Annotated in this window: 24 protein-coding genes; 8 read left to right on the forward strand and 16 right to left on the reverse strand. The window is 52.2% G+C overall.

Going from position 1 to position 21,176, the window contains the following annotated elements:
* The first annotated feature begins 1 nt into the window (after position 1).
* Together N8M53_RS01525 and tldD are read left to right on the forward strand one after the other, a co-directional pair.
* Complete coding sequence (locus N8M53_RS01525) at positions 2 to 820, forward strand: carbon-nitrogen hydrolase family protein (protein WP_269579225.1); 819 nt, start codon at positions 2 to 4, stop codon at positions 818 to 820.
* Between the two features lie 66 nt (positions 821 to 886).
* Entirely contained in the window at positions 887 to 2,335 is a 1,449-nt protein-coding gene (gene tldD, locus N8M53_RS01530; protein WP_269579226.1) for a metalloprotease TldD, read from the forward strand.
* 35 nt (positions 2,336 to 2,370) lie between these two features.
* On the opposite strand, the gene yjgA is transcribed toward tldD, so the two are convergent.
* Complete coding sequence (gene yjgA, locus N8M53_RS01535) at positions 2,371 to 2,898, reverse strand: ribosome biogenesis factor YjgA (protein ID WP_077772675.1); 528 nt, start codon at positions 2,896 to 2,898, stop codon at positions 2,371 to 2,373.
* A gap of 128 nt (positions 2,899 to 3,026) precedes the next feature.
* Here yjgA and pmbA point away from each other — a divergent pair, with 128 nt between their 5' ends.
* The gene (pmbA, locus tag N8M53_RS01540) at positions 3,027 to 4,367 is read left to right on the forward strand and encodes a metalloprotease PmbA (RefSeq protein ID WP_269579227.1); all 1,341 of its coding nucleotides are present in this window, start codon (positions 3,027 to 3,029) and stop codon (positions 4,365 to 4,367) included.
* A 67-nt stretch (positions 4,368 to 4,434) separates the two neighbouring features.
* On the opposite strand, the gene N8M53_RS01545 is transcribed toward pmbA, so the two are convergent.
* From N8M53_RS01545 to folB, 3 genes are read right to left on the reverse strand one after another with little or no spacing between them, the layout of a single operon-like run.
* Positions 4,435 to 5,232: an undecaprenyl-diphosphate phosphatase gene (locus N8M53_RS01545; protein ID WP_269579228.1), complete on the reverse strand. Its 798-nt coding sequence runs from the start codon at positions 5,230 to 5,232 to the stop codon at positions 4,435 to 4,437.
* A 5-nt stretch (positions 5,233 to 5,237) separates the two neighbouring features.
* Positions 5,238 to 5,735, reverse strand: coding sequence for a 2-amino-4-hydroxy-6-hydroxymethyldihydropteridine diphosphokinase (gene folK, locus N8M53_RS01550; RefSeq protein ID WP_269579229.1), 498 nt, complete (start codon positions 5,733 to 5,735; stop codon positions 5,238 to 5,240).
* Positions 5,732 to 6,085 carry a dihydroneopterin aldolase gene (gene folB, locus N8M53_RS01555; protein ID WP_269579230.1) on the reverse strand — a complete coding sequence of 118 codons (354 nt, stop codon included), beginning with the start codon at positions 6,083 to 6,085 and terminating at the stop codon, positions 5,732 to 5,734. Before folB ends, folK begins: the two co-directional genes overlap by 4 nt.
* A gap of 170 nt (positions 6,086 to 6,255) precedes the next feature.
* On the opposite strand from folB, the gene plsY reads away from it, so the two are divergent.
* Positions 6,256 to 6,855 (forward strand): glycerol-3-phosphate 1-O-acyltransferase PlsY, encoded by a 600-nt coding sequence (gene plsY, locus N8M53_RS01560; protein WP_046073899.1) that lies wholly within the window; start codon positions 6,256 to 6,258, stop codon positions 6,853 to 6,855.
* A gap of 86 nt (positions 6,856 to 6,941) precedes the next feature.
* On the opposite strand, the gene tsaD is transcribed toward plsY, so the two are convergent.
* On the reverse strand, positions 6,942 to 7,967 hold the full coding sequence (tsaD, locus tag N8M53_RS01565; protein ID WP_269579959.1) for a tRNA (adenosine(37)-N6)-threonylcarbamoyltransferase complex transferase subunit TsaD: 1,026 nt from the start codon (positions 7,965 to 7,967) through the stop codon (positions 6,942 to 6,944).
* 250 nt (positions 7,968 to 8,217) lie between these two features.
* Between tsaD and rpsU the strand changes: the two genes are divergently transcribed.
* From rpsU to rpoD, 4 genes are all read left to right on the forward strand, one after another.
* A complete protein-coding gene (rpsU, locus tag N8M53_RS01570) occupies positions 8,218 to 8,433 on the forward strand; it encodes a 30S ribosomal protein S21 (protein ID WP_069588141.1) in 216 nt (71 codons plus the stop codon).
* 24 nt (positions 8,434 to 8,457) lie between these two features.
* Positions 8,458 to 8,901, forward strand: coding sequence for a GatB/YqeY domain-containing protein (locus N8M53_RS01575; RefSeq protein ID WP_269579231.1), 444 nt, complete (start codon positions 8,458 to 8,460; stop codon positions 8,899 to 8,901).
* Positions 8,902 to 8,984: 83 nt separating this feature from the next.
* On the forward strand, positions 8,985 to 10,736 hold the full coding sequence (dnaG, locus tag N8M53_RS01580) for a DNA primase (protein ID WP_269579232.1): 1,752 nt from the start codon (positions 8,985 to 8,987) through the stop codon (positions 10,734 to 10,736).
* Positions 10,737 to 10,829: 93 nt separating this feature from the next.
* Positions 10,830 to 12,677, forward strand: a complete 1,848-nt coding sequence (gene rpoD, locus N8M53_RS01585; RefSeq protein ID WP_269579233.1) for an RNA polymerase sigma factor RpoD — start codon at positions 10,830 to 10,832, stop codon at positions 12,675 to 12,677.
* 102 nt (positions 12,678 to 12,779) lie between these two features.
* Here the strand turns inward: rpoD and mgtE are convergent, their stop codons facing one another.
* The 11 genes from mgtE to N8M53_RS01640 all read right to left on the reverse strand — a co-directional run bounded on the left by mgtE (position 12,780) and on the right by N8M53_RS01640 (position 21,175).
* Positions 12,780 to 14,147 (reverse strand): magnesium transporter, encoded by a 1,368-nt coding sequence (mgtE, locus tag N8M53_RS01590; RefSeq protein ID WP_269579234.1) that lies wholly within the window; start codon positions 14,145 to 14,147, stop codon positions 12,780 to 12,782.
* A gap of 128 nt (positions 14,148 to 14,275) precedes the next feature.
* Positions 14,276 to 14,551, reverse strand: a complete 276-nt coding sequence (locus N8M53_RS01595; protein ID WP_269579235.1) for an HPr family phosphocarrier protein — start codon at positions 14,549 to 14,551, stop codon at positions 14,276 to 14,278.
* Positions 14,548 to 15,399: an RNase adapter RapZ gene (gene rapZ / locus N8M53_RS01600; RefSeq protein ID WP_269579236.1), complete on the reverse strand. Its 852-nt coding sequence runs from the start codon at positions 15,397 to 15,399 to the stop codon at positions 14,548 to 14,550. The genes N8M53_RS01595 and rapZ overlap by 4 nt, the downstream gene beginning before the upstream one ends.
* Before the next feature lie 25 nt (positions 15,400 to 15,424).
* Complete coding sequence (ptsN, locus tag N8M53_RS01605) at positions 15,425 to 15,868, reverse strand: PTS IIA-like nitrogen regulatory protein PtsN (RefSeq protein WP_046073908.1); 444 nt, start codon at positions 15,866 to 15,868, stop codon at positions 15,425 to 15,427.
* Between the two features lie 3 nt (positions 15,869 to 15,871).
* Positions 15,872 to 16,159 (reverse strand): ribosome hibernation promoting factor, encoded by a 288-nt coding sequence (hpf, locus tag N8M53_RS01610; RefSeq protein ID WP_046073909.1) that lies wholly within the window; start codon positions 16,157 to 16,159, stop codon positions 15,872 to 15,874.
* Between the two features lie 25 nt (positions 16,160 to 16,184).
* Entirely contained in the window at positions 16,185 to 17,660 is a 1,476-nt protein-coding gene (locus tag N8M53_RS01615; protein ID WP_269579237.1) for an RNA polymerase factor sigma-54, read from the reverse strand.
* 172 nt (positions 17,661 to 17,832) lie between these two features.
* Positions 17,833 to 18,558 (reverse strand): LPS export ABC transporter ATP-binding protein, encoded by a 726-nt coding sequence (gene lptB / locus N8M53_RS01620; protein ID WP_046073911.1) that lies wholly within the window; start codon positions 18,556 to 18,558, stop codon positions 17,833 to 17,835.
* 8 nt (positions 18,559 to 18,566) lie between these two features.
* The gene (lptA, locus tag N8M53_RS01625) at positions 18,567 to 19,100 is read right to left on the reverse strand and encodes a lipopolysaccharide transport periplasmic protein LptA (protein WP_269579238.1); all 534 of its coding nucleotides are present in this window, start codon (positions 19,098 to 19,100) and stop codon (positions 18,567 to 18,569) included.
* Positions 19,081 to 19,644: an LPS export ABC transporter periplasmic protein LptC gene (gene lptC / locus N8M53_RS01630; protein WP_077578663.1), complete on the reverse strand. Its 564-nt coding sequence runs from the start codon at positions 19,642 to 19,644 to the stop codon at positions 19,081 to 19,083. The genes lptA and lptC overlap by 20 nt, the downstream gene beginning before the upstream one ends.
* Positions 19,641 to 20,201, reverse strand: a complete 561-nt coding sequence (kdsC, locus tag N8M53_RS01635; protein WP_269579239.1) for a 3-deoxy-manno-octulosonate-8-phosphatase KdsC — start codon at positions 20,199 to 20,201, stop codon at positions 19,641 to 19,643. The genes lptC and kdsC overlap by 4 nt, the downstream gene beginning before the upstream one ends.
* Positions 20,201 to 21,175, reverse strand: a complete 975-nt coding sequence (locus N8M53_RS01640; RefSeq protein WP_269579240.1) for a KpsF/GutQ family sugar-phosphate isomerase — start codon at positions 21,173 to 21,175, stop codon at positions 20,201 to 20,203. Before N8M53_RS01640 ends, kdsC begins: the two co-directional genes overlap by 1 nt.
* Position 21,176 lies beyond the last annotated feature (1 nt).

Here is a 21,176-nt window from a genome sequence, read left to right on the forward strand (position 1 = left end):
CATGATGAAAGCAGGTGTTGTCCAAATGACATCCAGCGCTGATCCCATCCACAACATGAAGACATTGCAAGCCAGTTTACATCGCTTGAGTGAACAAGGCGTTAAGCTGGTCCTTACCCCCGAAAATGCCCTGGTGTTTGGCGGTAAGCAGGATTATCAGCGCCATGCTGAACGGTTGGGTCATGGGCCTTTACAACAGCAGCTTGCCGAGCTGGCTCACCATTATGATCTTTGGCTGATCGTGGGGGCGTTTCCGATTCAAAATGACAACGGCATGTTAAGCAGTACCAGCTTAGTGTTCGATAACGCTGGGCACTTACGCGGCAGCTATGACAAATTGCATCTATTTGATGTGGAAGTGGCTGATGCGCATGGTCGTTACTGTGAGTCAGACTATTTTGATGCCGGTGACCGTCTCGCAACATTGGATACGCCGTTTGGCTGTCTTGGATTAAGTATTTGCTACGATGTCCGCTTCGCGCCTATGTACCAAGCCTTACGCGCGCAAGGAGCCGATATCATTACTGTGCCGGCGGCCTTTACTCGGGTAACCGGTCAAGCACATTGGGAAACCTTATTGCGGGCACGTGCAATAGAAACCCAATGCTGGGTGATCGCTGCCGGTCAGTGCGGGGAGCACAGCAAAGGGCGCCAAACTTGGGGGCACTCAATGATCATTGACCCATGGGGGCAAGTGGTCGCCTCGTTGGGCAGTGAACCCGGTGTGACTTGGGCGGAACTTGATTTAAGCGTAGGGGAATCCATTCGGCATAAGATGCCCGTACTGTCTCATACCCGGTTGCAAAGCCAATTGAAATAGCGCACCCTCGGCGCGTTATCTTTTTTCTCGGCTGTCGGTTCGGCAGCCACAACCAAGAGTAAACGAATGAGTCTGGAACAGGTCGAAGAAACCTTGCTGCGCCCGGCGGGCGTGAGTGAGTCGCAACTGCATGCGACGTTGGCGCACCTGAGCGGTCGCCAGATTGACTATGGCGATATTTTCTTCCAATCCACATGGCACGAATCTTTAGCCTTGGAAGACAGCATCATTAAAGATGGTTCATTTAATATCGACCGCGGGGTCGGTGTGAGAGCGATCATCGGTGAAAAAACCGGATTTGCTTACTCGGATCAGCTCACCCCGGACGCCTTGATGCAAAGTGCCACTGCCGCACGCGGCATTGCCCCAGCAGGTGGGCATGGCAAAGTGAGTGCTTTTTCAGCGGTACAGGCCAAACCGTATTATGGCCCGACGGATCCGCTTGCGAGCTTAACGCGCGAGCAAAAGATCGCCCTACTCAAAGAAATAGACAGCTATATCCGTGCCAAAGAGCCTCGAGTGAAAGAGGTGAATGCCAGCTTGAATGGCCTTTATGAGCAAGTGCTGGTGGCCGCCACTGATGGCACCTATGGCGCCGATATTCGCCCACTGGTTCGCTTGTCTGTCTCTGTGTTGGTTGAACAAGACGGACGCCGCGAACGCGGCAGCGCGGGGGGCGGTGGCCGTTATGGCTATGACGTATTCTTGCAAGAGGATGCGGGTAAGTCACGCGCGCTGCAATTTGCCGATGAAGCGATTCGTTTAGCACTGGTCAACTTGCGCGCCGAGGCGGCACCGGCCGGCACCATGCCCGTGGTACTGGGTGCGGGTTGGCCGGGCGTACTCTTACATGAAGCGGTGGGCCATGGCCTTGAAGGGGACTTTAACCGTAAAGAGTCTTCGGTGTTTACCGGTAGCCTTGGCGAACAGGTAACCTCCTCGCTGTGCACCATCGTCGATGATGGCACCATGAATGATCGTCGCGGCTCACTGAGTATCGATGATGAAGGGGTCCCAGGTCAGTACAATGTGTTAATCGAAAACGGGGTGCTCAAAGGCTATATGCAAGACAAGCACAATGCCAGTTTGATGGGCGTTGCGCCCACTGGCAATGGCCGTCGTGAGTCGTATGCGCACCTGCCGATGCCGCGGATGACCAACACTTACATGCTCGGCGGTGAAAGCTCGCCAGCGTCGATGATTGCGAGTGTGGAGCGTGGCTTATATGCGCCAAACTTTGGCGGTGGTCAAGTCGATATCACCTCGGGCAAGTTTGTGTTCTCCACCTCAGAAGCGTATTTAATTGAGAACGGTGAAATCACCACCCCAGTGAAAGGCGCGACCTTAATTGGCAGCGGTATCGAAGCGATGCAGCAAGTCTCGATGGTGGGGAATGATTTGGCCATTGACCCTGGTGTGGGTGTGTGTGGCAAAGCGGGACAGAGTGTCCCTGTCGGGGTTGGACAGCCGACATTGAAGCTGGATGCGATGACAGTCGGCGGGACTGAATCGTAACCAAGGACGCCAGTGCGAGGCACTGGCGTTTGATGTTATAAGCTTTGGTCGTAAAAGCTTTTGAGATACTGGAAAATCTCGCGGTAGGCCTTGGGCGGCTTACTTTGCTGTTGCTCTTTTTTGGCCTGGCGCGCCAACTGGCGTAAGCGTTGACGATCGGCATCAGGGTACTGCAAAAGCACATCGCTGATCGCACTGTCGCCTTGGTCAATAATGCGGTCACGGAGTTGCTCAAGCTTGTGGAGCTCAACCGTTTGCTGCGCGTGCTTGTTTTGCAATTTATCAAGCGCAGCCTGAATCGGTTCAGGATCGCGAGAGCGCATTAACTTGCCAACATATTGCAGTTGACGGCGGCGCGCTTCGTTTTTCAAGCGTTGTGCGTCGGTAATGGCGCTGAGCAAGTCATCGTCGAGCGGGAATTTCTCTAACACGGCTGGTTTAAGCTTGACCAGCGCTTCGCCAAGTTCTTGCAAGGCAAGCATATCGCGTTTCATCTCGGACTTGCTGACCCAGATGATCTCTTCCTCTTCCTCCCAGGGAGCGGGTTTATTTTTACGGCCCATGTTCAACCTCAGTGAGAATGTGCAATGACACGTATGTTAACAAGAAACGCGCCCAAACGCGGGCTTTTTTATCATAGGCTCGCACCGCGACGTGTGTCGAACTTGAATGCGAATCAAAAAGGTCAACTATGAGTGTGAAACAACAAGTCGCCGAGCAAGAACAGCAACTTCGTCAAGCTGTCAGCCGTGCGCTCGACATGGCCTCGGCCAAGAGTGACCAGGCGGAAGTGGCGATTACCAAAAGTACCGGCATCAGCGTGAGCTCGCGAATGGGCGAAGTTGAGAATGTAGAGTTCAATCAAGATGGTGCCCTTGGGATCACCGTTTACCGGGATCAGCGAAAAGGCAGTGCATCGACCACCGATCTGTCGGAAAAAGCGATTGCGAAAACCGTTGAAGCGGCGCTTGAGATCGCCAGTTATACCTCGCCGGATCCTTTCGGCGGCCCAGCGCCCAAAGCGCTCATGGCGTTTGACTACCCCGACTTGGACTTATTCTATCCCGATGAACCTGAGCCAGATGCTGCTGCCGCCTTGGCGATTGAAGCCGAGCAAGCGGCACTGAGCCATGACAGCCGAATCAAGTTCAGTGATGGTGCCAGTTATGACAGCCACTATGGAGTCCGTGTCTATGGCAACAGCCATGGCATGCTCGGCAGTTACCCTTCAAGCCGCCAAGCGTTAAGCTGCTCAGTGATCGCGGAAAGTGACGCGGGGATGGAGCGTGACATGAGCTACACGGTGGCACGAGACAAAGCGGATTTATGGACACCTGCTTTTGTCGGCGTCGAAGCGGCCAAACACGCCGTGGCGCGCCTTAACCCACGCAGTGTCTCGACGTGCCAAGTGCCGGTGATGTTCGACCGCAGTGTGGCGACTGGGCTGTTTGGCCATTTGGTGATGGCGATCAGTGGCTCAGCCCTTTACCGTCAATCTTCTTTTTTACTGGATAAAAAAGGCGAGCAGATTTTCCCTGATTGGCTCACCATTAACGAACTTCCCCACGTGCTAAAAGGCTCAGCGAGTGCGCCTTTTGATAGTGAAGGGGTGATCACGCAAGACAGACGCATCATTGAAAAGGGTGTTTTAAATACCTATCTCGCCACCAGTTACGCGGCACGCAAATTGGATATGGAACCCACCGGCCATGCTGGCGGCATTCACAACTGGTACGTTAGTCACACCGGCCAAGATGCCGATGCCATGCTAAAAACATTAGGCACGGGATTATTGGTGACGGAGTTGATGGGACAAGGGGTGAACCCGGTGACTGGCGATTACTCGCGCGGTGCGGCAGGTTTTTGGGTGGAAAACGGCGAGATCCAATACCCGGTGAGTGGGATCACCATTGCCGGTAATCTCAACGAGATGTTCGCGAACATTGTCGCGATTGGCACTGATATCGAGACGAGAAGCCAAATTCAAACTGGTTCAGTGATCATTGATGCGATGAAAATCGCGGGGGAGTAACGCCTCGGTCGCCCATCAATCCCGCGGTATGAGACCACCAAGCACGCGTTCCGTGCTTGGTGTTTTTTTATCCGGTGATAAACACCAGTAACAGGGCTCCCAACACCAAGCGGTAAATCACGAACGGAAGCATGCCTACCCGTGTCACTAGCTTTAAAAAGGCGTGAATACATGCGTAAGCACTGACAAACGACACCAATAGGCCCACACCGATCGCACCCATGGCCACCGGCTCTGGGCTGGTCGCCAATTGCAGCCCCAGGTAGGAGCCAGCGAGTGTGATGATAGGAATCGACATCAAAAACGAAAACCGTGCCGCGGCTTCGCGCGTGTAACCGAGCATTAATGCTGCGGTAATGGTGGCCCCCGAACGCGATGTGCCAGGGATTAAAGCAAGTGCTTGCGCCAGCCCGATCAAAACAGCGCGATAAGGAGTAGTACGATATTCATCGCACGTCTGTGTCGCGTTGCGATCGGCCCACCATAATAAGCCACCAAAAATCAGTGTCGTCGCCGCGATCACCCAGGCTGCGCGCAGATAAAGCTCAATCACGTCTTTTAAAAACAAACCGGCTACACACGCTGGAATGGTGGCTAACACGATCATCCATGCCAACTGACTATCCGGGCTGTGCTGGCCTTTGAGCGAGGCGAAAAAGGCTTTAAGGAGATTCCACACTTCACGGCGAAAATACCCCACCACCGCGGCCAGTGTGCCGACATGTACAGCAACATCAAAGGCGAGGCCTTGGTCCGCCCAGCCAAAAAGCTGAGAAGGCAGGATAAGGTGTGCGGAACTGGAAATAGGAAGAAACTCGGTTAACCCTTGAATCAAGGCCAAAAAAAAGGCTTCAAAGAGGCTCATAATGCTTAAATATCCTTCAAATAAGTCGGCGTCTCAATCGGCCACAGTGGTTGGTCTTGATCAAAGGCCTGCCAAAGCTGGGCGAAGGTACGGCCATCACCGGGAATGGCTTGGTCAGGGCAGAGCTCGGCGAGTGGCCAAAGGGTAAAGGCAAATTTGTAGATATCGTCTCGAGGCAACATAGGCCCTTTGGCTTGGCAGTGTTCGCCAAACGTGAGTAAATCGATGTCAATGGTGCGATCGCGACATTTAGGATCGTTGCGTTCTCGGCCTTGTTGCGATTCAACGTCACGAACGGCTTGCCAAAAGTCCTGCAACGAAAGCGAGGTGTGAAGCTCGGCAATAAGGTTATAAAAATTGGGGCCGTCGAATCCCACCGGTTCGGCTTCAAAAATACGGGAAAATCGACAGTGTGGGTCGAGTTGACGCAATGCTTTAACGGCTTGTTCGATATGAATATCTCGCTCAATATTAGAGCCAATACTAAGTAATGCTTGTGTCACCGTATGCCTCGCTCTATGACTACACCTACATTCTTGGCCTGAGCGACCGCGCCTGGTTTCGCCACCCGCACTTTAATCCAACGGACGCCAAACTGGGTTTGAATTAAGTGGGCAACCTCTTCAGCCACACGCTCGATTAACGCACAGCGGCTGGCTTGTACATGGGCGATAACCGCCTCACTGATACTGGCATAATCAAGCGCTAGCGCCACGTCATCTTGCTGGGCAGCGGGTTGATTATCGTGCGCCATTTCAATATCGAACACCAGCTTTTGCTGGATGGTCTGTTCCCAATCGTAGACACCGATAGTGGTGTACACGTCGAGTTGCTCTATGAATACGGAATCCATGTTTTTTCACACTCCGTGACAGGTCGGATACCACTGTGGTAAGAAAGTTCGTATTATTGGACGAGTTCATTGACAGATGGATACGCAATGCGTTCCGATCCATGATAGGTTTATCGATGAACGTTGGCGCACTATAGCAACGAATGCGGCACAAACTCTAGGGATTTCACATGACTGCACTGGCCATTGCCATCATCATCGCTGCCTATTTACTTGGCTCTGTGTCCAGTGCCGTGCTGGTTTGTCGTGCGTTTGGCTTGCCAGACCCAAGAGACCAGGGGTCGAAAAACCCAGGTGCGACTAACGTTTATCGCCTCGGTGGGCGCTTTGCCGCGGCATGGGTGCTGCTGTGTGACATGCTGAAAGGGATGATCCCCGTTTGGCTAAGCTACCTGATTGGCATTAACCCATTTCTACTGGGGCTTATCGCGATTGCCGCCTGTCTTGGACATATTTATCCGGTCTTTTTCCATTTCCGTGGCGGTAAAGGGGTGGCGACCGCACTTGGCGCGATGGCGCCGATTGGTTTGAGCTTAACTGGCCTGCTGGTGGCGACCTGGGGGCTGGTACTTGTGTTGACGGGCTACTCGTCACTCAGTGCCATCGTGACAGCGATCGTCGCCCCGCTATTTACCTGGTGGATAAAGCCGCAATTTACCATGCCCGTCGCCATGCTTTCGTGTTTGATTTTGTTTCGTCACTACGACAATATCCGGCGCTTATTGGATGGCGACGAAAAACCGGTGCTTCTCGGTTGGTGGCGACGTTAGCGACAGAGAGGCTGGTTATACGCTGGCACATTAACAGCAAAAAAGGCAGCACTAGGCTGCCTTTTTGTGTCTGGTTTGACGAATGGTTAGTCGTCGCTCTCGACCGCGACAAGGGTGTCGAGTGGCCAACGCGGCTGCGCTTTTACACCTAAACCCATGTGTTCGCCATTTTTAAGCCGCTGCATGCCCGCATAAGCGATCATCGCGCCATTATCGGTACAAAACTCAGGGCGAGGATAGAACACATCGCCGCCGCGCTTTTGCGTCAGCGTCTCCAGCTTTTCCCGTAAATGACGGTTGGCGCTCACGCCGCCAGCGACCACTAAGCGATTAAGACCGCATTGGTCGAGCGCACGCTTACACTTGATAGCCAGGGTATCGACCACAGCATCTTGAAACGCATAGGCAATATCAGCGCGGGTTTGTTCGTTGGTGTCATTGGCGGCAATGGTATTAGCGGCAAAGGTTTTTAACCCTGAGAAGCTAAAGTCTAAACCGGGACGGTCAGTCATCGGGCGTGGAAAGGTAAAACGGCCGTGGGTCCCGTTTTCTGCCAGTTTAGACAGCAAGGGCCCTCCCGGATAGTCAAGTCCCATCAGCTTGGCGGTTTTATCAAACGCCTCACCGGCGGCGTCATCAATTGACTCGCCAAGAATGCGGTATTGGCCAATGCCTTTTACTTCGACCAATTGTGTGTGGCCACCGGAGACTAACAGAGCGATAAACGGAAACGGTGGAGGATTGTCCTCAAGCATCGGGGCGAGAAGGTGGCCTTCCATATGGTGAACGCCCACAGCGGGGACTTGCCAAGCATAGGCCAGACTTCGACCAATGGTTGAGCCCACAAGCAGGGCACCGACCAACCCCGGACCAGCGGTATAGGCAATACCGTCAATCTGGGCGGGAGTGAGGTTTGCCTCAGCCATGGCCTCTTTAATCAGCGGCAAGGTTTTCTTAACATGATCACGCGAGGCAAGTTCAGGCACCACACCACCATAATCGGCGTGAAGCTTAACCTGGCTGTAAAGTTTATGTGACAAAAGGCCTGCGTGGTCGTCGTAGATGGCGACGCCGGTTTCGTCACAAGATGTCTCTATGCCTAGAATGCGCATCATAACCTCAGAATAACAGCCGATAGATCGAGTGCTTACAGTCATTGCCCACGTATAATGTGATGACCAAAGCGAAGAAGACAGTGTCAGCGCAGGCTGACCGTGCGCGCAATCTTACATGGCTTAGAAGTAATTCGCCAGATGCGCTTTACAATCGCCCCCTATTCGGATTAGAATTTCGCACCATTTTTAATCAAGGCTGGCCAATTGTTCGCCAGCAGTAACTGACAACCCCCGAGGTGAAAGGCACATGCCAGTAGTTAAAGTACGTGAAAACGAACCATTTGACGTAGCACTGCGTCGCTTTAAGCGCTCTTGTGAAAAAGCAGGTATTCTTTCTGAAGTTCGCCGTCGCGAGCACTTTGAAAAGCCAACTACCGTTCGCAAACGCGCTAAAGCTGCCGCTCAGAAGCGTCACCTGAAGAAGTTGGCACGCGAAAACCAACGCCGCGTACGTCTGTACTAATAAAGACAGATTCAGGAAGGTGCTATGGAATTGCTTGAACGTTTAAAAGACGCCCAAAAAACGGCGATGAAACAAAAAGACAAGGCGCGTCTAGGGACGCTCCGCCTTGTTTTGGCAGCCATTAAACAGCAAGAAGTGGATACCCGCCAGTCGCTCAGCGACGAGGATATCTTGGCTGTGCTGACCAAAAATGTGAAGCAGCGCCGTGATTCCGTAGCCCAGTACCAAGCAGCCGGTCGTGATGATCTTGCCGAGACAGAGCTTGCCGAGATTGCGGTGATAGAAGAATTTCTACCCCAACCTCTAAGCGATGACGAGGTCGATGCATTGGTGAAAGCAGCGGTTGAAAAATCCGGTGCATCGTCAATGCAAGACATGGGCAAAGTGATGGGGATATTAAAACCCCAAGTTCAAGGTCGTGCTGATATGGGAAAAGTAAGTCAACGTGTTAAAGCACACCTAGGCTAACCTTTTCCCACTCTATAACAAGCCGTGCTTTCCTATTTTGGACGGCGCGGCTTGTTTGCTTCTCTCCCTATAAATTTCAGGTTATGGCAGGCAGAATCCCGCGCGCATTCATAGATGACTTGCTTTCACGTCTCGACATCGTTGAGATCATTGATGCACGGGTCAAGCTTAAGAAAAAAGGCAAAAACTACAGTGCCTGTTGCCCTTTCCATAACGAAAAGACGCCTTCATTTAGTGTAAGCCAAGACAAGCAGTTTTATCACTGCTTCGGGTGTGGTGTGCACGGCAATGCCATTGACTTTGTGATGGAGTTCGAGCGACTCGAATTTCCTGATGCGATCGAAGAGCTTGCTGGCACGCTAGGTTTAGAGGTACCTCGTGAGCAAACAGGAAGCGGCAACACGCGTCCTAGTATGCCTAGTGATGACAAGCGTCAGATCTACGAGATGATGGAAGCCATTGCCCGTACCTACAGTGGCGAACTACGCACTGAAGCCGGGCAAGTGGCCATTGATTACCTCAAACAGCGTGGCCTATCCGGAGAAGTGGTCAAACAGTTTGGTATTGGTTTTGTCCCAGATAAATGGGACACCATTAAACGCCGCTTTGGTCGCAATCAGGCGGATATTCGTCAGTTACTGACCGCGGGTATGCTGATTGAGAACGATAACGGTCATAGCTACGACAGGTTCCGTGGCCGCGTGATGTTCCCCATCCGTGATCGCCGTGGGCGAGTAATTGGTTTTGGCGGGCGCGTATTAGGTGATGGCACGCCCAAATACCTCAACTCGCCAGAAACGCCGATTTTCCATAAAGGGCGTGAACTATACGGCTTGTATGAGGTGATGCAACGCTATCGTCATCCAGAGCGTATACTCGTGGTAGAAGGGTACATGGACGTGGTCGCGTTGGCGCAATTTGGCGTGGATTATGCGGTGGCCTCTTTGGGCACCTCGACCACGGGGGAGCACATTCAAACCCTTTTCCGGCAAACCGGTACTATACTGTGTTGCTACGATGGCGATAGGGCTGGGCGTGATGCTGCTTGGCGGGCTATGGAGCAAGCGTTGCCTTATATCCAAGATGGCCGGCAGTTAAAATTTATGTTTTTACCCGACGGTGACGACCCTGACTCGATCATCCGCCAAGAAGGCAAAGAAGGGTTTGAGCAGCGTCTTGGCGAAGCGCAAAGTTTATCGACCTTTATGTTTAACACCTTGCTCAAGCAGGTGGATACCAGTAGCCAAGAGGGCAAAGCCAAACTGGCCAACTTGGCGGTGCCACTGATTGAAAAAGTGCCGGGTGATACGCTCCGTCTTTATTTGCGTAATACCTTAGGTCAGAAGCTCGGGATTATGGATGACCATCAGCTGGATACCTTGATTCGTCGTCAGGGACAGCCGGTGAAAGTCCATGGCCAGCCAGATATCAAGCGTACACCGATGCGTGAGGTGATTGCGCTACTCGTGCAGTACCCTAAACTCGGCCAAGAAGTACCGCTGTTGCCCTCGGCCGACACCATTGATTTACCTGGGTTAGCGTTGTTAAACCCGATCCTTGAGATTTGTCGACAGCGCCCCCATATCACTACCGGTCAGTTGCTTGAGCGCTGGCGGGGAACGAAACAAGAGCCCTTGCTAGCCCGCTTGGCTGGCTGGGATCTACATGTTGACGATGAAAATGCGTCAGAACTTTTTTGCGATTCACTGGATAAAATACTCGCCCAGTGTGTCGAACAACAAATAGCCAAGTTGCAAGCGAAGTCAAATACCGTCGGCTTATCAGTCGAAGAGAAGCGGGAACTGATGCTACTGATACAGAGCCAGTCCGTTTAGAAAGTAGCCAGCAAAGGTGACATTTGTTAAAATTGGCGGTTTGCGTTTCCGCATACTAAATTCTTCACTCAGACCCGAAGTTGGATATCGTCTATGGATCAAAATCCGCAGTCACAGCTGAAGTTGCTTGTCGCAAAAGGCAAGGAGCAAGGCTATCTGACCTATGCCGAAGTTAATGACCACCTCCCGGAAGACATTGTCGATTCCGACCAAATAGAAGACATCATTCAGATGATCAATGACATGGGCATTCAAGTGGTGGAAGCCGCGCCAGATGCCGATGAATTGATGATGTCAGAAACCGTGGCCGACGAAGACGCAGCCGAAGCGGCGGCGGCAGCACTTTCTAGCGTGGAGAGTGAAATTGGGCGCACCACGGATCCCGTTCGCATGTACATGCGTGAAATGGGGACGGTTGAGCTACTGACCCGAGAGGGTGAGATCGATATCGCCAAGCGTATCGAAGATGGTATCAACCAGGTGCAATGCTCAGTGGCAGAATATCCGGCCTCGATTGCATCGCTGTTAGACCAGTTCGATAAAGTGGAAGCCGAAGAGCTTCGCTTAACCGACATTATTTCAGGCTTTATCGATCCGAACCAGGATGACGTGGCACCTACCGCGACTCATATCGGCTCCGAGCTCAGTGAAAAAGAGCTTGAAGACGAAGATGATGAGGACGAAGACAAAGACGATACCGACGAAGACGATGAGAGTGATGAAGATGTTGGTATCGATCCTGAGTTGGCGCGTGAGAAGTTCAGCGAACTTCGTCGCACCTATGCGGCAATGGAAGGCGCGATCCAGCAGTACGGTCGTTATGATGAGCGTACTAAAGAGTCGATCGATGCGCTGTCAGAGACATTTAAGCAGTTCCGTCTGATCCCGAAACAGTTTGACCGCTTGGTTAATGACATGCGTCAAACGATGGACAAAGTGCGTACCCAAGAGCGTTTGGTGATGCGTCTTTGTGTCGATCAGGCCAAAATGCCGAAGAAAACCTTCGTCCAACTGTTTGCCGGCAATGAGTCATCGGATGCATGGATTGACGAAGCGCTGAACTCTGGCAAGCCTTACGCAGAGCGCGTGGCGCGTTACGAAGAAGATCTTCGTCGTTGTGTGCAAAAGCTGAAGATCATCGAAGAAGAGACAGGCTTGTCGGTTGAACGGATCAAAGATATCAGCCGTCGTATGTCTATCGGTGAAGCGAAAGCACGCCGTGCGAAAAAAGAAATGGTTGAGGCCAACTTGCGCTTGGTGATCTCGATTGCCAAGAAGTACACCAACCGTGGCTTGCAGTTCTTGGATCTTATCCAGGAAGGTAACATTGGCTTGATGAAAGCGGTGGATAAGTTTGAATATCGCCGTGGTTACAAGTTCTCAACCTACGCGACCTGGTGGATCCGTCAGGCAATCACGCGCTCGATTGCGGACCAAGCTCGAACCATCCGTATTCCGGTCCACATGATTGAGACCATCAACAAACTCAATCGCATTTCGCGTCAAATGCTGCAGGAAATGGGCCGAGAGCCGTTACCTGAAGAGCTGGCTGAGCGGATGTTGATGCCGGAAGATAAAATTCGCAAGGTGTTGAAGATCGCTAAAGAGCCGATCTCGATGGAAACCCCAATTGGTGATGATGAAGATTCACATCTGGGTGATTTTATCGAGGACACTACCTTGGAGCTACCGATGGATTCGGCAACGTCGAATAACCTCAAGATGGCAACCAATGACGTGTTGGCCGGTCTGACCCCGCGTGAAGCGAAAGTACTGCGTATGCGCTTTGGTATCGAGATGAATACCGACCATACCCTAGAAGAAGTGGGTAAGCAGTTTGATGTGACCCGTGAGCGTATTCGTCAGATTGAGGCGAAAGCGCTACGTAAGTTACGTCATCCAAGCCGCTCTGAGACATTGCGTAGCTTCTTGGACGAGTAATGACTCGGTTTCAAACTATCCAATGAGAAAGGCGAGCCAGATGGCTCGCCTTTTTGTTTCTTGTGTGTCGTGGCAGGTGCACACACACCGTGGTTGTCACTGCTAAGTGATAAACAAGGTAGCCAGCCCCAAGAAGGCGAGCAGACCGACCACATCGGTGACCGTGGTGAGCGCCATCCCACCGGCCAATGCCGGATCAATATTGTATTTTTTCAGTAGCGTGGGGATCGCCACCCCAGCAATACCCGCGACAAACAAGTTGACCATCATCGCCCCTGAGATGATCAAGCCCAGCTCAAGGCTGCCTTTCCATAACACCACGACACCGCCAATGATCATCGACCAGACTAGGCCGTTAATCATGCCAACGGTGGCTTCCTTGGCCAGCAGCCAGCGGGTGTTGGAGTCACCAATATGGCCAACGGCCAGGCCGCGAATCACCAAGGCAACGGTCTGGTTACCGGCCACACCGCCCATTGAGGGGACAATGGTCATCAACACCGCGATGGCTGCCATTTTATCCAAGGTGCCTTCAAACATGTTGGAGACCGAGGCCGCGGTTAACGCTGCCAGCACGTTGATCCCCAGCCAAATACTGCGGCGACGCGCACTTTTAAACGCGGGGGCAAAGGTGTCTTCCTCGTCATCGAGGCCGGCCATGCTCATCATCGAGTGCTCAGCATCTTCACGAATAATGTCGACCACATCATCAATGGTGATTCGACCGACCAAGTGGTTGTGCTCATCCACCACGGGGGCTGAGACCCAATTACGGCGTTCAAACAGGCTGGCGACATCACCGTCATCCATGGTGACGCTGATCGCCTCATCCGGCGCATCCATAATGTCAGCGATATCAGTGTCCGGTTGATTCACCAACAGGGCACTGATCGGCAAATTACCAATCAAGCGGCCGTTTGGGTCGATCACATACAGCGTATCTGTGGTGTCGGGTAACTCACCGCGCATCCGTAAGTAGCGTAATACCACATCCACGGTCACATCATCACGAATGGTGATGACGTCAGTGTTCATGATCCCGCCAGCAGACTCCTCGGGGTAAGACAGGGCTTGCTGTACCCGCGTCCGGTCTTGGGCATCCATTTCCGCCAGTACGTCTTGGGAAACGTCTTGCGGTAGGCTACGCAGCAAGTAGGCCACATCATCGGTTTCCATTCCCTCTGTCGCTGCCGCGAGCTGATCAGGGGCCATGCGAACCATGATGCCGTCTTTCACATCTTCTGAGAGCTCATCAAGGATCTCACCTTGATCTTCCGGGTCGGTGAGCTGCCAAAGTACCAGGCGTCCTTTCGGTGGAGAGGCCTCTAAAAGATGAGCCGTGTCTTCTGGCTCCATGTCCTCGAGCATACGGCGTACGCGCACAAACATGCCTTGCTCAAGCAATTGAGTGACTTCTTGGAGCCGTTGGTGGGTTAGGTTACTTTGTTCTTGTTCTAATGTTTCTGCCATCGGCCACTCCCCCAAATGCAATGACTAAAATTCTAACCTAATCAGGGGAGTCTGTCGCATGACAAATCGGTGATAGACGGGATTTAGCACCATTCACCGCGCTGGTCAGCGCAGTGGTTGCGGAGGCGTTAGCTGTCTTCGTCGAAGCCGGCTTCAAATAATGCTTTCACGGCATCGAGGGCAGGTGATGCTTGTGGACCGGTGGCTGACACGGTAATGGTTTCACCTTGCGCGGATTCCAGCATCAGCATTGCCATCACACTGTCAGCGGTGGCGGATTTATCCGCGCTTTGCAGCACCACATCGGCATCATACGCTTGCACCAGTTCAACCAGCTTGATGGCGGCGCGTGCATGCAAGCCTAAACGGTTGCGAATGCACACTTGAGCCGATACCGAGGTCACTGTTTTTGCTCCAAGGTACGGTGACGCGTTTGCACTTGCTCGCCCAGCTCTTGGAAGTAATCCGACAGATACTGCGCCACATAGACAGAGCGATGTTTTCCCCCGGTACAGCCAATGGCCACAGTCACATAGCTACGATTGTTATTCTTAAGTGCAGGAAGCCACGACTCGAGGAAGCCTTTTATTTGCGCCACTAACATGGCCACATCAGGTTGGGCGGCGAGAAACATACGCACGGGCTTCTCGAGCCCTGTATGAGGGCGAAGCGCGGGCTCCCAGTGTGGGTTGGGGAGAAAGCGCACATCAAACACATAATCGGCATCGGCCGGTAAACCATGCTTAAAGCCGAACGATTCAAACACCATCACCAAGTCGCTACTTGTGCGCCCCAGTACCAGTGAACGGACAGACTCACTTAAGTCGTGAATCGATAAGCCCGTGGTGTTAATCACCCGATCAGCGTGCTCTTTAATCGGCGCCATTTGCTGCTTCTCAGCCTGTATGGCCTGCTCTAACGAGAGGTTGTGTCGAGTGAGGGGATGCAACCGACGGGTTTCGCTGAAACGTTTAATCAGATCTTTATCGTCTGCATCTAAATAGTACACAGTGACATCGCAGATTTCGCGTAGCGCCGCCAAGGTGTCGGCAACTGGCTCTTTAGCGTTAGGAAGATTGCGAATATCGAGACTGACCGCAATTTTGGCGTCGGCATCGTCTTGCGAGACCACAAAGTCACGCAGTAAGTTGACGGGCAGATTATCGACGCAATAGTAGCCAAGATCCTCCAGTACCCGCAACGCCACTGATTTTCCTGAGCCGGAACGGCCACTGACAATTTTTAGCATCATAGTTCGCTCCCGTCAGCGTTGCCCATTATTGAGTAATGATATTGTACAGTTCTTGGTCTGAATTGGCATTTCGTAGTTGACGACACAGCTTTTTGTCATTCAGCTTCTCGGCAATCGCAGACAGGGTTTGCAGGTGTACTTTGCACTGTTCGTCCGGTACTAGCAGCGCGAAAAGCAGATCAACGGGTCGTTTGTCGACGGCATCAAACTCAATCGGCTCGGCGCATTGTAGCAGCACGCCCACGGCATGTTGGCTGTCGAGGGTGCGGCCATGGGGAATGGCAATGCCTGCCCCAATGCCGGTGGTGCCCAGCTTTTCGCGGCTTAGCATGCATTCAAACAAAGTTTGTGCGTTGGTGCCTAGCTTGTCCGCAGCAACCTGGCTGATAATTTCCAGGGCGCGTTTCTTGCTAGAGCAGTGGACGGCACTGCGGGTGCAGTCCACTGACAGTACTTCTTTCAGTTCCATAGCTTAGTGCTGTTTGAGCTTTTCTTTGTGTTTACTCAGTTGCTTGACCAGCTTATCGGTCAGCCCATCGATGGCCGCATACATATCATGCGATTGTGCTTTTGCATGGATCTCCCCGTTGTTCACGTGGAGCGTTGCTTCTGCAATCTGGTCGAGCTTTTGGACATTCAGTACAACATGGACATTATTAATGTGCTCGAAAAAGCGCTCGAGTTTAGCAAACTTGGTCTCCACATACTCGCGTAGTGGTGGCGTGACGTCGACAGACTGTCCGGTCAGATTGATTTGCATACACACTTTCCTTCTGTTGAGGCGCCTATAGCAGACGCTTACGCTGGTTTGACGGCGCAATACCCAGTGACTCTCGGTACTTAGCAATGGTCCGTCGTGCAACTTTAATGCCTTGCTCGGCCAGCAATGTGGCAATCTTACTGTCGCTAAGCGGCTTGTTAGCCGGCTCGTCAGCGACCAATTTTTTGATCAGTGCGCGAATCGCTGTGGATGAGCACTCGCCGCCATTGTCGGTACTGACGTGGCTAGAGAAAAAGTATTTCAGCTCGAAAATACCGCGCGGCGTATGCATGAACTTTTGCGTGGTGACACGGGAAATGGTTGACTCATGCATATCGACATCCAAGGCGATGTCGTTAAGCACCATCGGCTTCATCGCCTCTTCCCCGTACTCAAAGAAGTCGTGCTGATGTTCGACAATACAGCGTGCGACCTTCAGCAAAGTGTCATTACGGCTCTCCAAACTTTTAATTAGCCATTTGGCCTCTTGCAAGTGTGAGCGAATAAATTGGCTATCAGAGGGGCTACAGCCATTACGGCCATAAGCGGCGTACTGCTCGTTCACTTTGAGCTTGGGCACGCTATCGGGGTTAATTTGGACCACCCACTGACCTTGATGTTTAAACACGGAGACATCAGGCACCACGTATTCGGCCTCATTGGTCACAATGAGGTTGCCTGGGCGTGGCTCGAGGCTATGGATCAACTGCATCACGGATTTAAGCTCAGGCTCTTTCAGGCGGGTTTCACGCATTAACTGGCGATAATCACGGTTGGCGAGTAAGTCCATGTGCTCGGTCAGCACCTTCCGCGCTTCCTCAAGCCACGGGGTATCGGCATCGTATGTCGCCAGTTGCAGCATTAAACATTCTTGCAGTGAGCGAGAGGCGACGCCTAGAGGATCAAAATGTTGCACACGTTTAAGCACGGCCTCGACTTCGTCGAGCTCAATCTCTTCGCTGCCTAAGCTATCTAAGATCTCTTCGGTGCTCACTGACAGGTAACCTTGGTCGTCCACTGCATCAATGATCGCCATCGCAATCACCTGATCGTTTTCGGAGAAGGGCGTGAGCTCGAGCTGCCATTTCAAGTAGTCGTAAAGCGTTTGGGTGGTTTCGCCTTGATAAACCGGTTGGTCATCGTAACCGCTCGCCCCGACGCCCGTATTGCCTGTGCCGGCAGAGTATAAGTGATCCCAAGTGGTATCGACGGGGAGATCGTCCGGCATTTCGTTTTTTTCAAATGCGTCAGACGTTTCCATGGTGTCCGCACTGGCGGTCGCGGTTTCTTGTGCGCCCGCGTCTTGATCATGGGGTTGCTCGCGCTGATTGGCCTCTTGCTCTTGGCCTTCGTCATGCTCCAACAGCGGATTGCTTTCCAACGCTTCTTGGATTTCCTGTTGCAAGTCCAGCGTCGACAGTTGCAACAGACGGATCGCCTGTTGTAACTGCGGTGTCATTGCGAGTTGTTGTCCAAGCTTAAGCTGAAGCGTGGGTTTCATAGAGGCTGTACACCTTTCCTTATTTCAACGACCAAAGAGGTTAAAAACGCTTGCTCTGGCTATCAGGGCAAGCGCTCTTTATTAACTATAGCCATGATTGGCAGTTTTTAGCGTGAGCAAGTCCACTATATTTTACCCCAACCGACCCACTGAGCTGGGGTGATTGGATCCATTACAGTTTGAACTGATCACCCAAGTAGACCCGTTTAACATGCTCATCGTTGAGCACTTCATCAGGGGTACCGTGTGCAATCAAGTGTCCTTGGCTGACAATGTAAGCATGTTCACAGACACTGAGCGTTTCGCGCACATTGTGGTCGGTAATCAGTACGCCCAAGCCACGATCACGTAAATGTTCGATGATTTTCTTGATATCGATTACCGATATTGGGTCGACCCCGGCAAACGGTTCATCTAGCAAAATAAACTTCGGGTTAGCGGCTAAGGCGCGTGCAATTTCTACCCGGCGGCGTTCACCCCCCGATAAGGCCATGCCCAGGCTGTCACGGATATGCTGGATATTAAACTCATCGAGCAAATCTTCCGCTTTGTCCTGACGCTCTTCTTTGCTCAGAGACTTGCGGGTTTGCAGCACTGCCATCAGGTTATCGTAGACGCTCAGCTTGCGAAATATCGAGGCCTCTTGTGGCAAGTAGCCAATCCCCAGGCGTGAGCGGTTATGCATCGGCTGAATGCTAATGTCTTTATCATCGATATAAATGGCCCCTTCGTCACGAGCGACCAAGCCGACAATCATGTAAAACGACGTGGTTTTACCCGCACCGTTAGGGCCTAAAAGACCAACAATTTCACCGGATTTCACTTCCAAGCTGACATCGGCGACCACTTTTCGCCCTTTATAACTTTTTGCCAAATTGGCCGCTGTAAGTGTTGCCATGTCGCCTCTTATTGCGCGTCTGTCGTGGATGAATCCTTGGAGGAGGACTCTTTGGTACTTGGCTGCAAAATGGTGGTCACCCGTTTGGTGCTATCACTTTCTGCCACAAGCTGTTGCTTGTCGATTTCATAGGTGATCACATTGCCCTCTACTTGGTTACCACTTTGCTCGAGCATCGCATTGGTCGACATTTTGAGAAACTCATTGCCGACTTCGTAGCGTAGTTTGTTGGCTTCGCCATGAATCTCTTTGCCATCGTCCATGGTTTGCTCAAACGTGGCCGGCTTACCATAGGCTTCGATGGTTTCATCACCCTCTTGGCCTTGGGGGCGAATCACGATCAGTTTATCGGCCAGGATTTTAATGCTGCCTTGGGTCAGCACCACGTTTTGGGTAAAGGTCACCGTGTTTGTGGCCATATCTAGGTGCTGGCTTTCTGACTCTATATAAATAGGTTGCTCAGTATCACTGCTTAGTGCCAGTGAGTAATGCGACAGCAGCAACATGGCACCTGCCAGCGCTTTAACGAGGGGTCGTTTCATATCGGCCTCTAACATCGTCTAACAATTCCATCTGGTGGTTACCGAAATTTCCTTTCACCCGTTTTCCCTTGGTTTGAAAACGGGTGCCGGTGATCGTCGTCGGACTCTCGGACCAAAAATCTCGCGTGGTGAGATTCAAGGTCACCGAATCGGTGGCTACCGAGTTAATTTGTGCATTCGGTAGTAGGTTAAAAATGCGTACGTTACCTGTCATGGTCAGCAGGTGTTCGTCGGACAAAACCGCGTAGTTAGCGCTCACACGCCACTCTTCCTCTTTGCCTTCCTTATAGGTCCAAAGCACGGGCTCATTGAAATGGGTCTCGTCAATTTTGGCGTAATGTTCAAGGTGTTTGGCTTGCACAGTGTAACTGCGCACGCCATCCGCATTGTATTGGACGGTTTCAATCGCTTCGCCAGTAAACAGAGGTTTTTCGGCATCAGGTGTCACCTGTTGTACCCGTTGCCAACCATGCTGAACCAATAAATAGTAACCGCTCACTGCGCAAAGCACGATCAGTATAAGCAGGCCCAGCCGCCGGATCATAAACTCAAGCCCTTGTGTTGGTCGAGTTCGCCACGCGCCTCTAACATCAAATCGCACACTTCACGCACCGCGCCAAAGCCACCACCTGTTTGCGTGACAAAGTGCGCGCGGCGCTTCAGGAGTGGGTGACCATCAGCCACACAGCATGATAGGCCCACTTTTTCCATCACTGGCCAGTCAATCAGATCATCACCAATATAGGCGGTGTGGGCGGGTAAAACATCACACTGGCGACATAAGTCTTGATACGCCACACGCTTGTCACTTTGCCCTTGATACACATGTTGGACACCGAGGGCGTGCATTCTGTTCGCGACAATTTGCGATTGGCGGCCAGTGATCACGGCGACTTCAATGCCAGCGTTCATAATCGATTTGATGCCATACCCATCACGGGTATGGAACGCCTTGAGCTCTTCGCCATGATTGCCCATGTAGACGCGACCATCGGAGAAAACCCCGTCAATATCGCAAATCAGCAACTTTATCGCCGCGGCGCGTTGAAATACGTCGGCGGCCACAGGGCCATAAAGGGTGTCAATCACAGTGGAAGCCATTACATTACTCCGGCTTTTAAAAGGTCATGCATGTTAAGGGCGCCAAGTAACTGGCCGTTTTTGGCAACCAGCAACCCGTTAATTTTACGCTCTTCCATGAGTTTGAGTCCTTCTGCCGCCAGCAGTTCCGGTTCAATGGTGACCGGATTTGTCGACATCACCGAGCCGATGGTGGTGGTGTGCAGGTCAATACGCATATCCAGCAAGCGACGCAAATCGCCATCGGTAAACACGCCCGTCAGCTGCCCATGACTATCAACAATCGCTGTCATGCCCAGGCCTTTTTCTGACACTTCTAACAGGGCATCACGAACCGTGGCGGTTTCTTTAACCACGGGCAAGCGCTCGTCTTGGTGCATCAAATCACTGATGCGTAATAACAGTTTACGCCCTAATGCGCCACCTGGGTGGGAGAGGGCGAAATCGTTCGCGGTAAAGCCTCTGGCTTGCATCAACGCCATCGCGAGGGCATCGCCCATCACTAAGGTGGCGGTGGTGCTGGAGGTGGGGGCCAAGGCCAATGGGCAGGCTTCTTGCGGGACATGAATATTAAGATTCACTTTCGCGAGCTGACCCATGCTGGAATTAGGGTTGCCGGTCATACAGACCAAGGGGATCCCGAGGCGTTTAATCACGGGCAGCAGGGTTAAAATTTCCCCTGCTTCACCCGAGTTAGAAATAGCAAGTACCACATCACCTTGGTGAATCATGCCCAGATCGCCGTGGCTGGCTTCCCCTGGGTGGACAAAAAACGCAGGTGTGCCCGTGCTAGCCAATGTCGCAGCAATTTTTTTACCAATATGGCCGGATTTACCCATGCCCATTACCACGACTTTGCCGGTAGCGTGCAAAATAAGCTCACACGCGGCCTCGAAGTGGGTGTCAATCGCCGTTTTTAGTTGGGCAATCGCGTCTTGCTCAATGTTGAGCACATCAAGCCCGGCACGGCGAAAATCAAAACTGTAATCACTCATA

The sequence above is a fragment of the Salinivibrio kushneri genome (assembly GCF_027286325.1).
In the GTDB taxonomy this organism is placed as follows: Bacteria; Pseudomonadota; Gammaproteobacteria; order Enterobacterales; family Vibrionaceae; genus Salinivibrio; species Salinivibrio kushneri_A.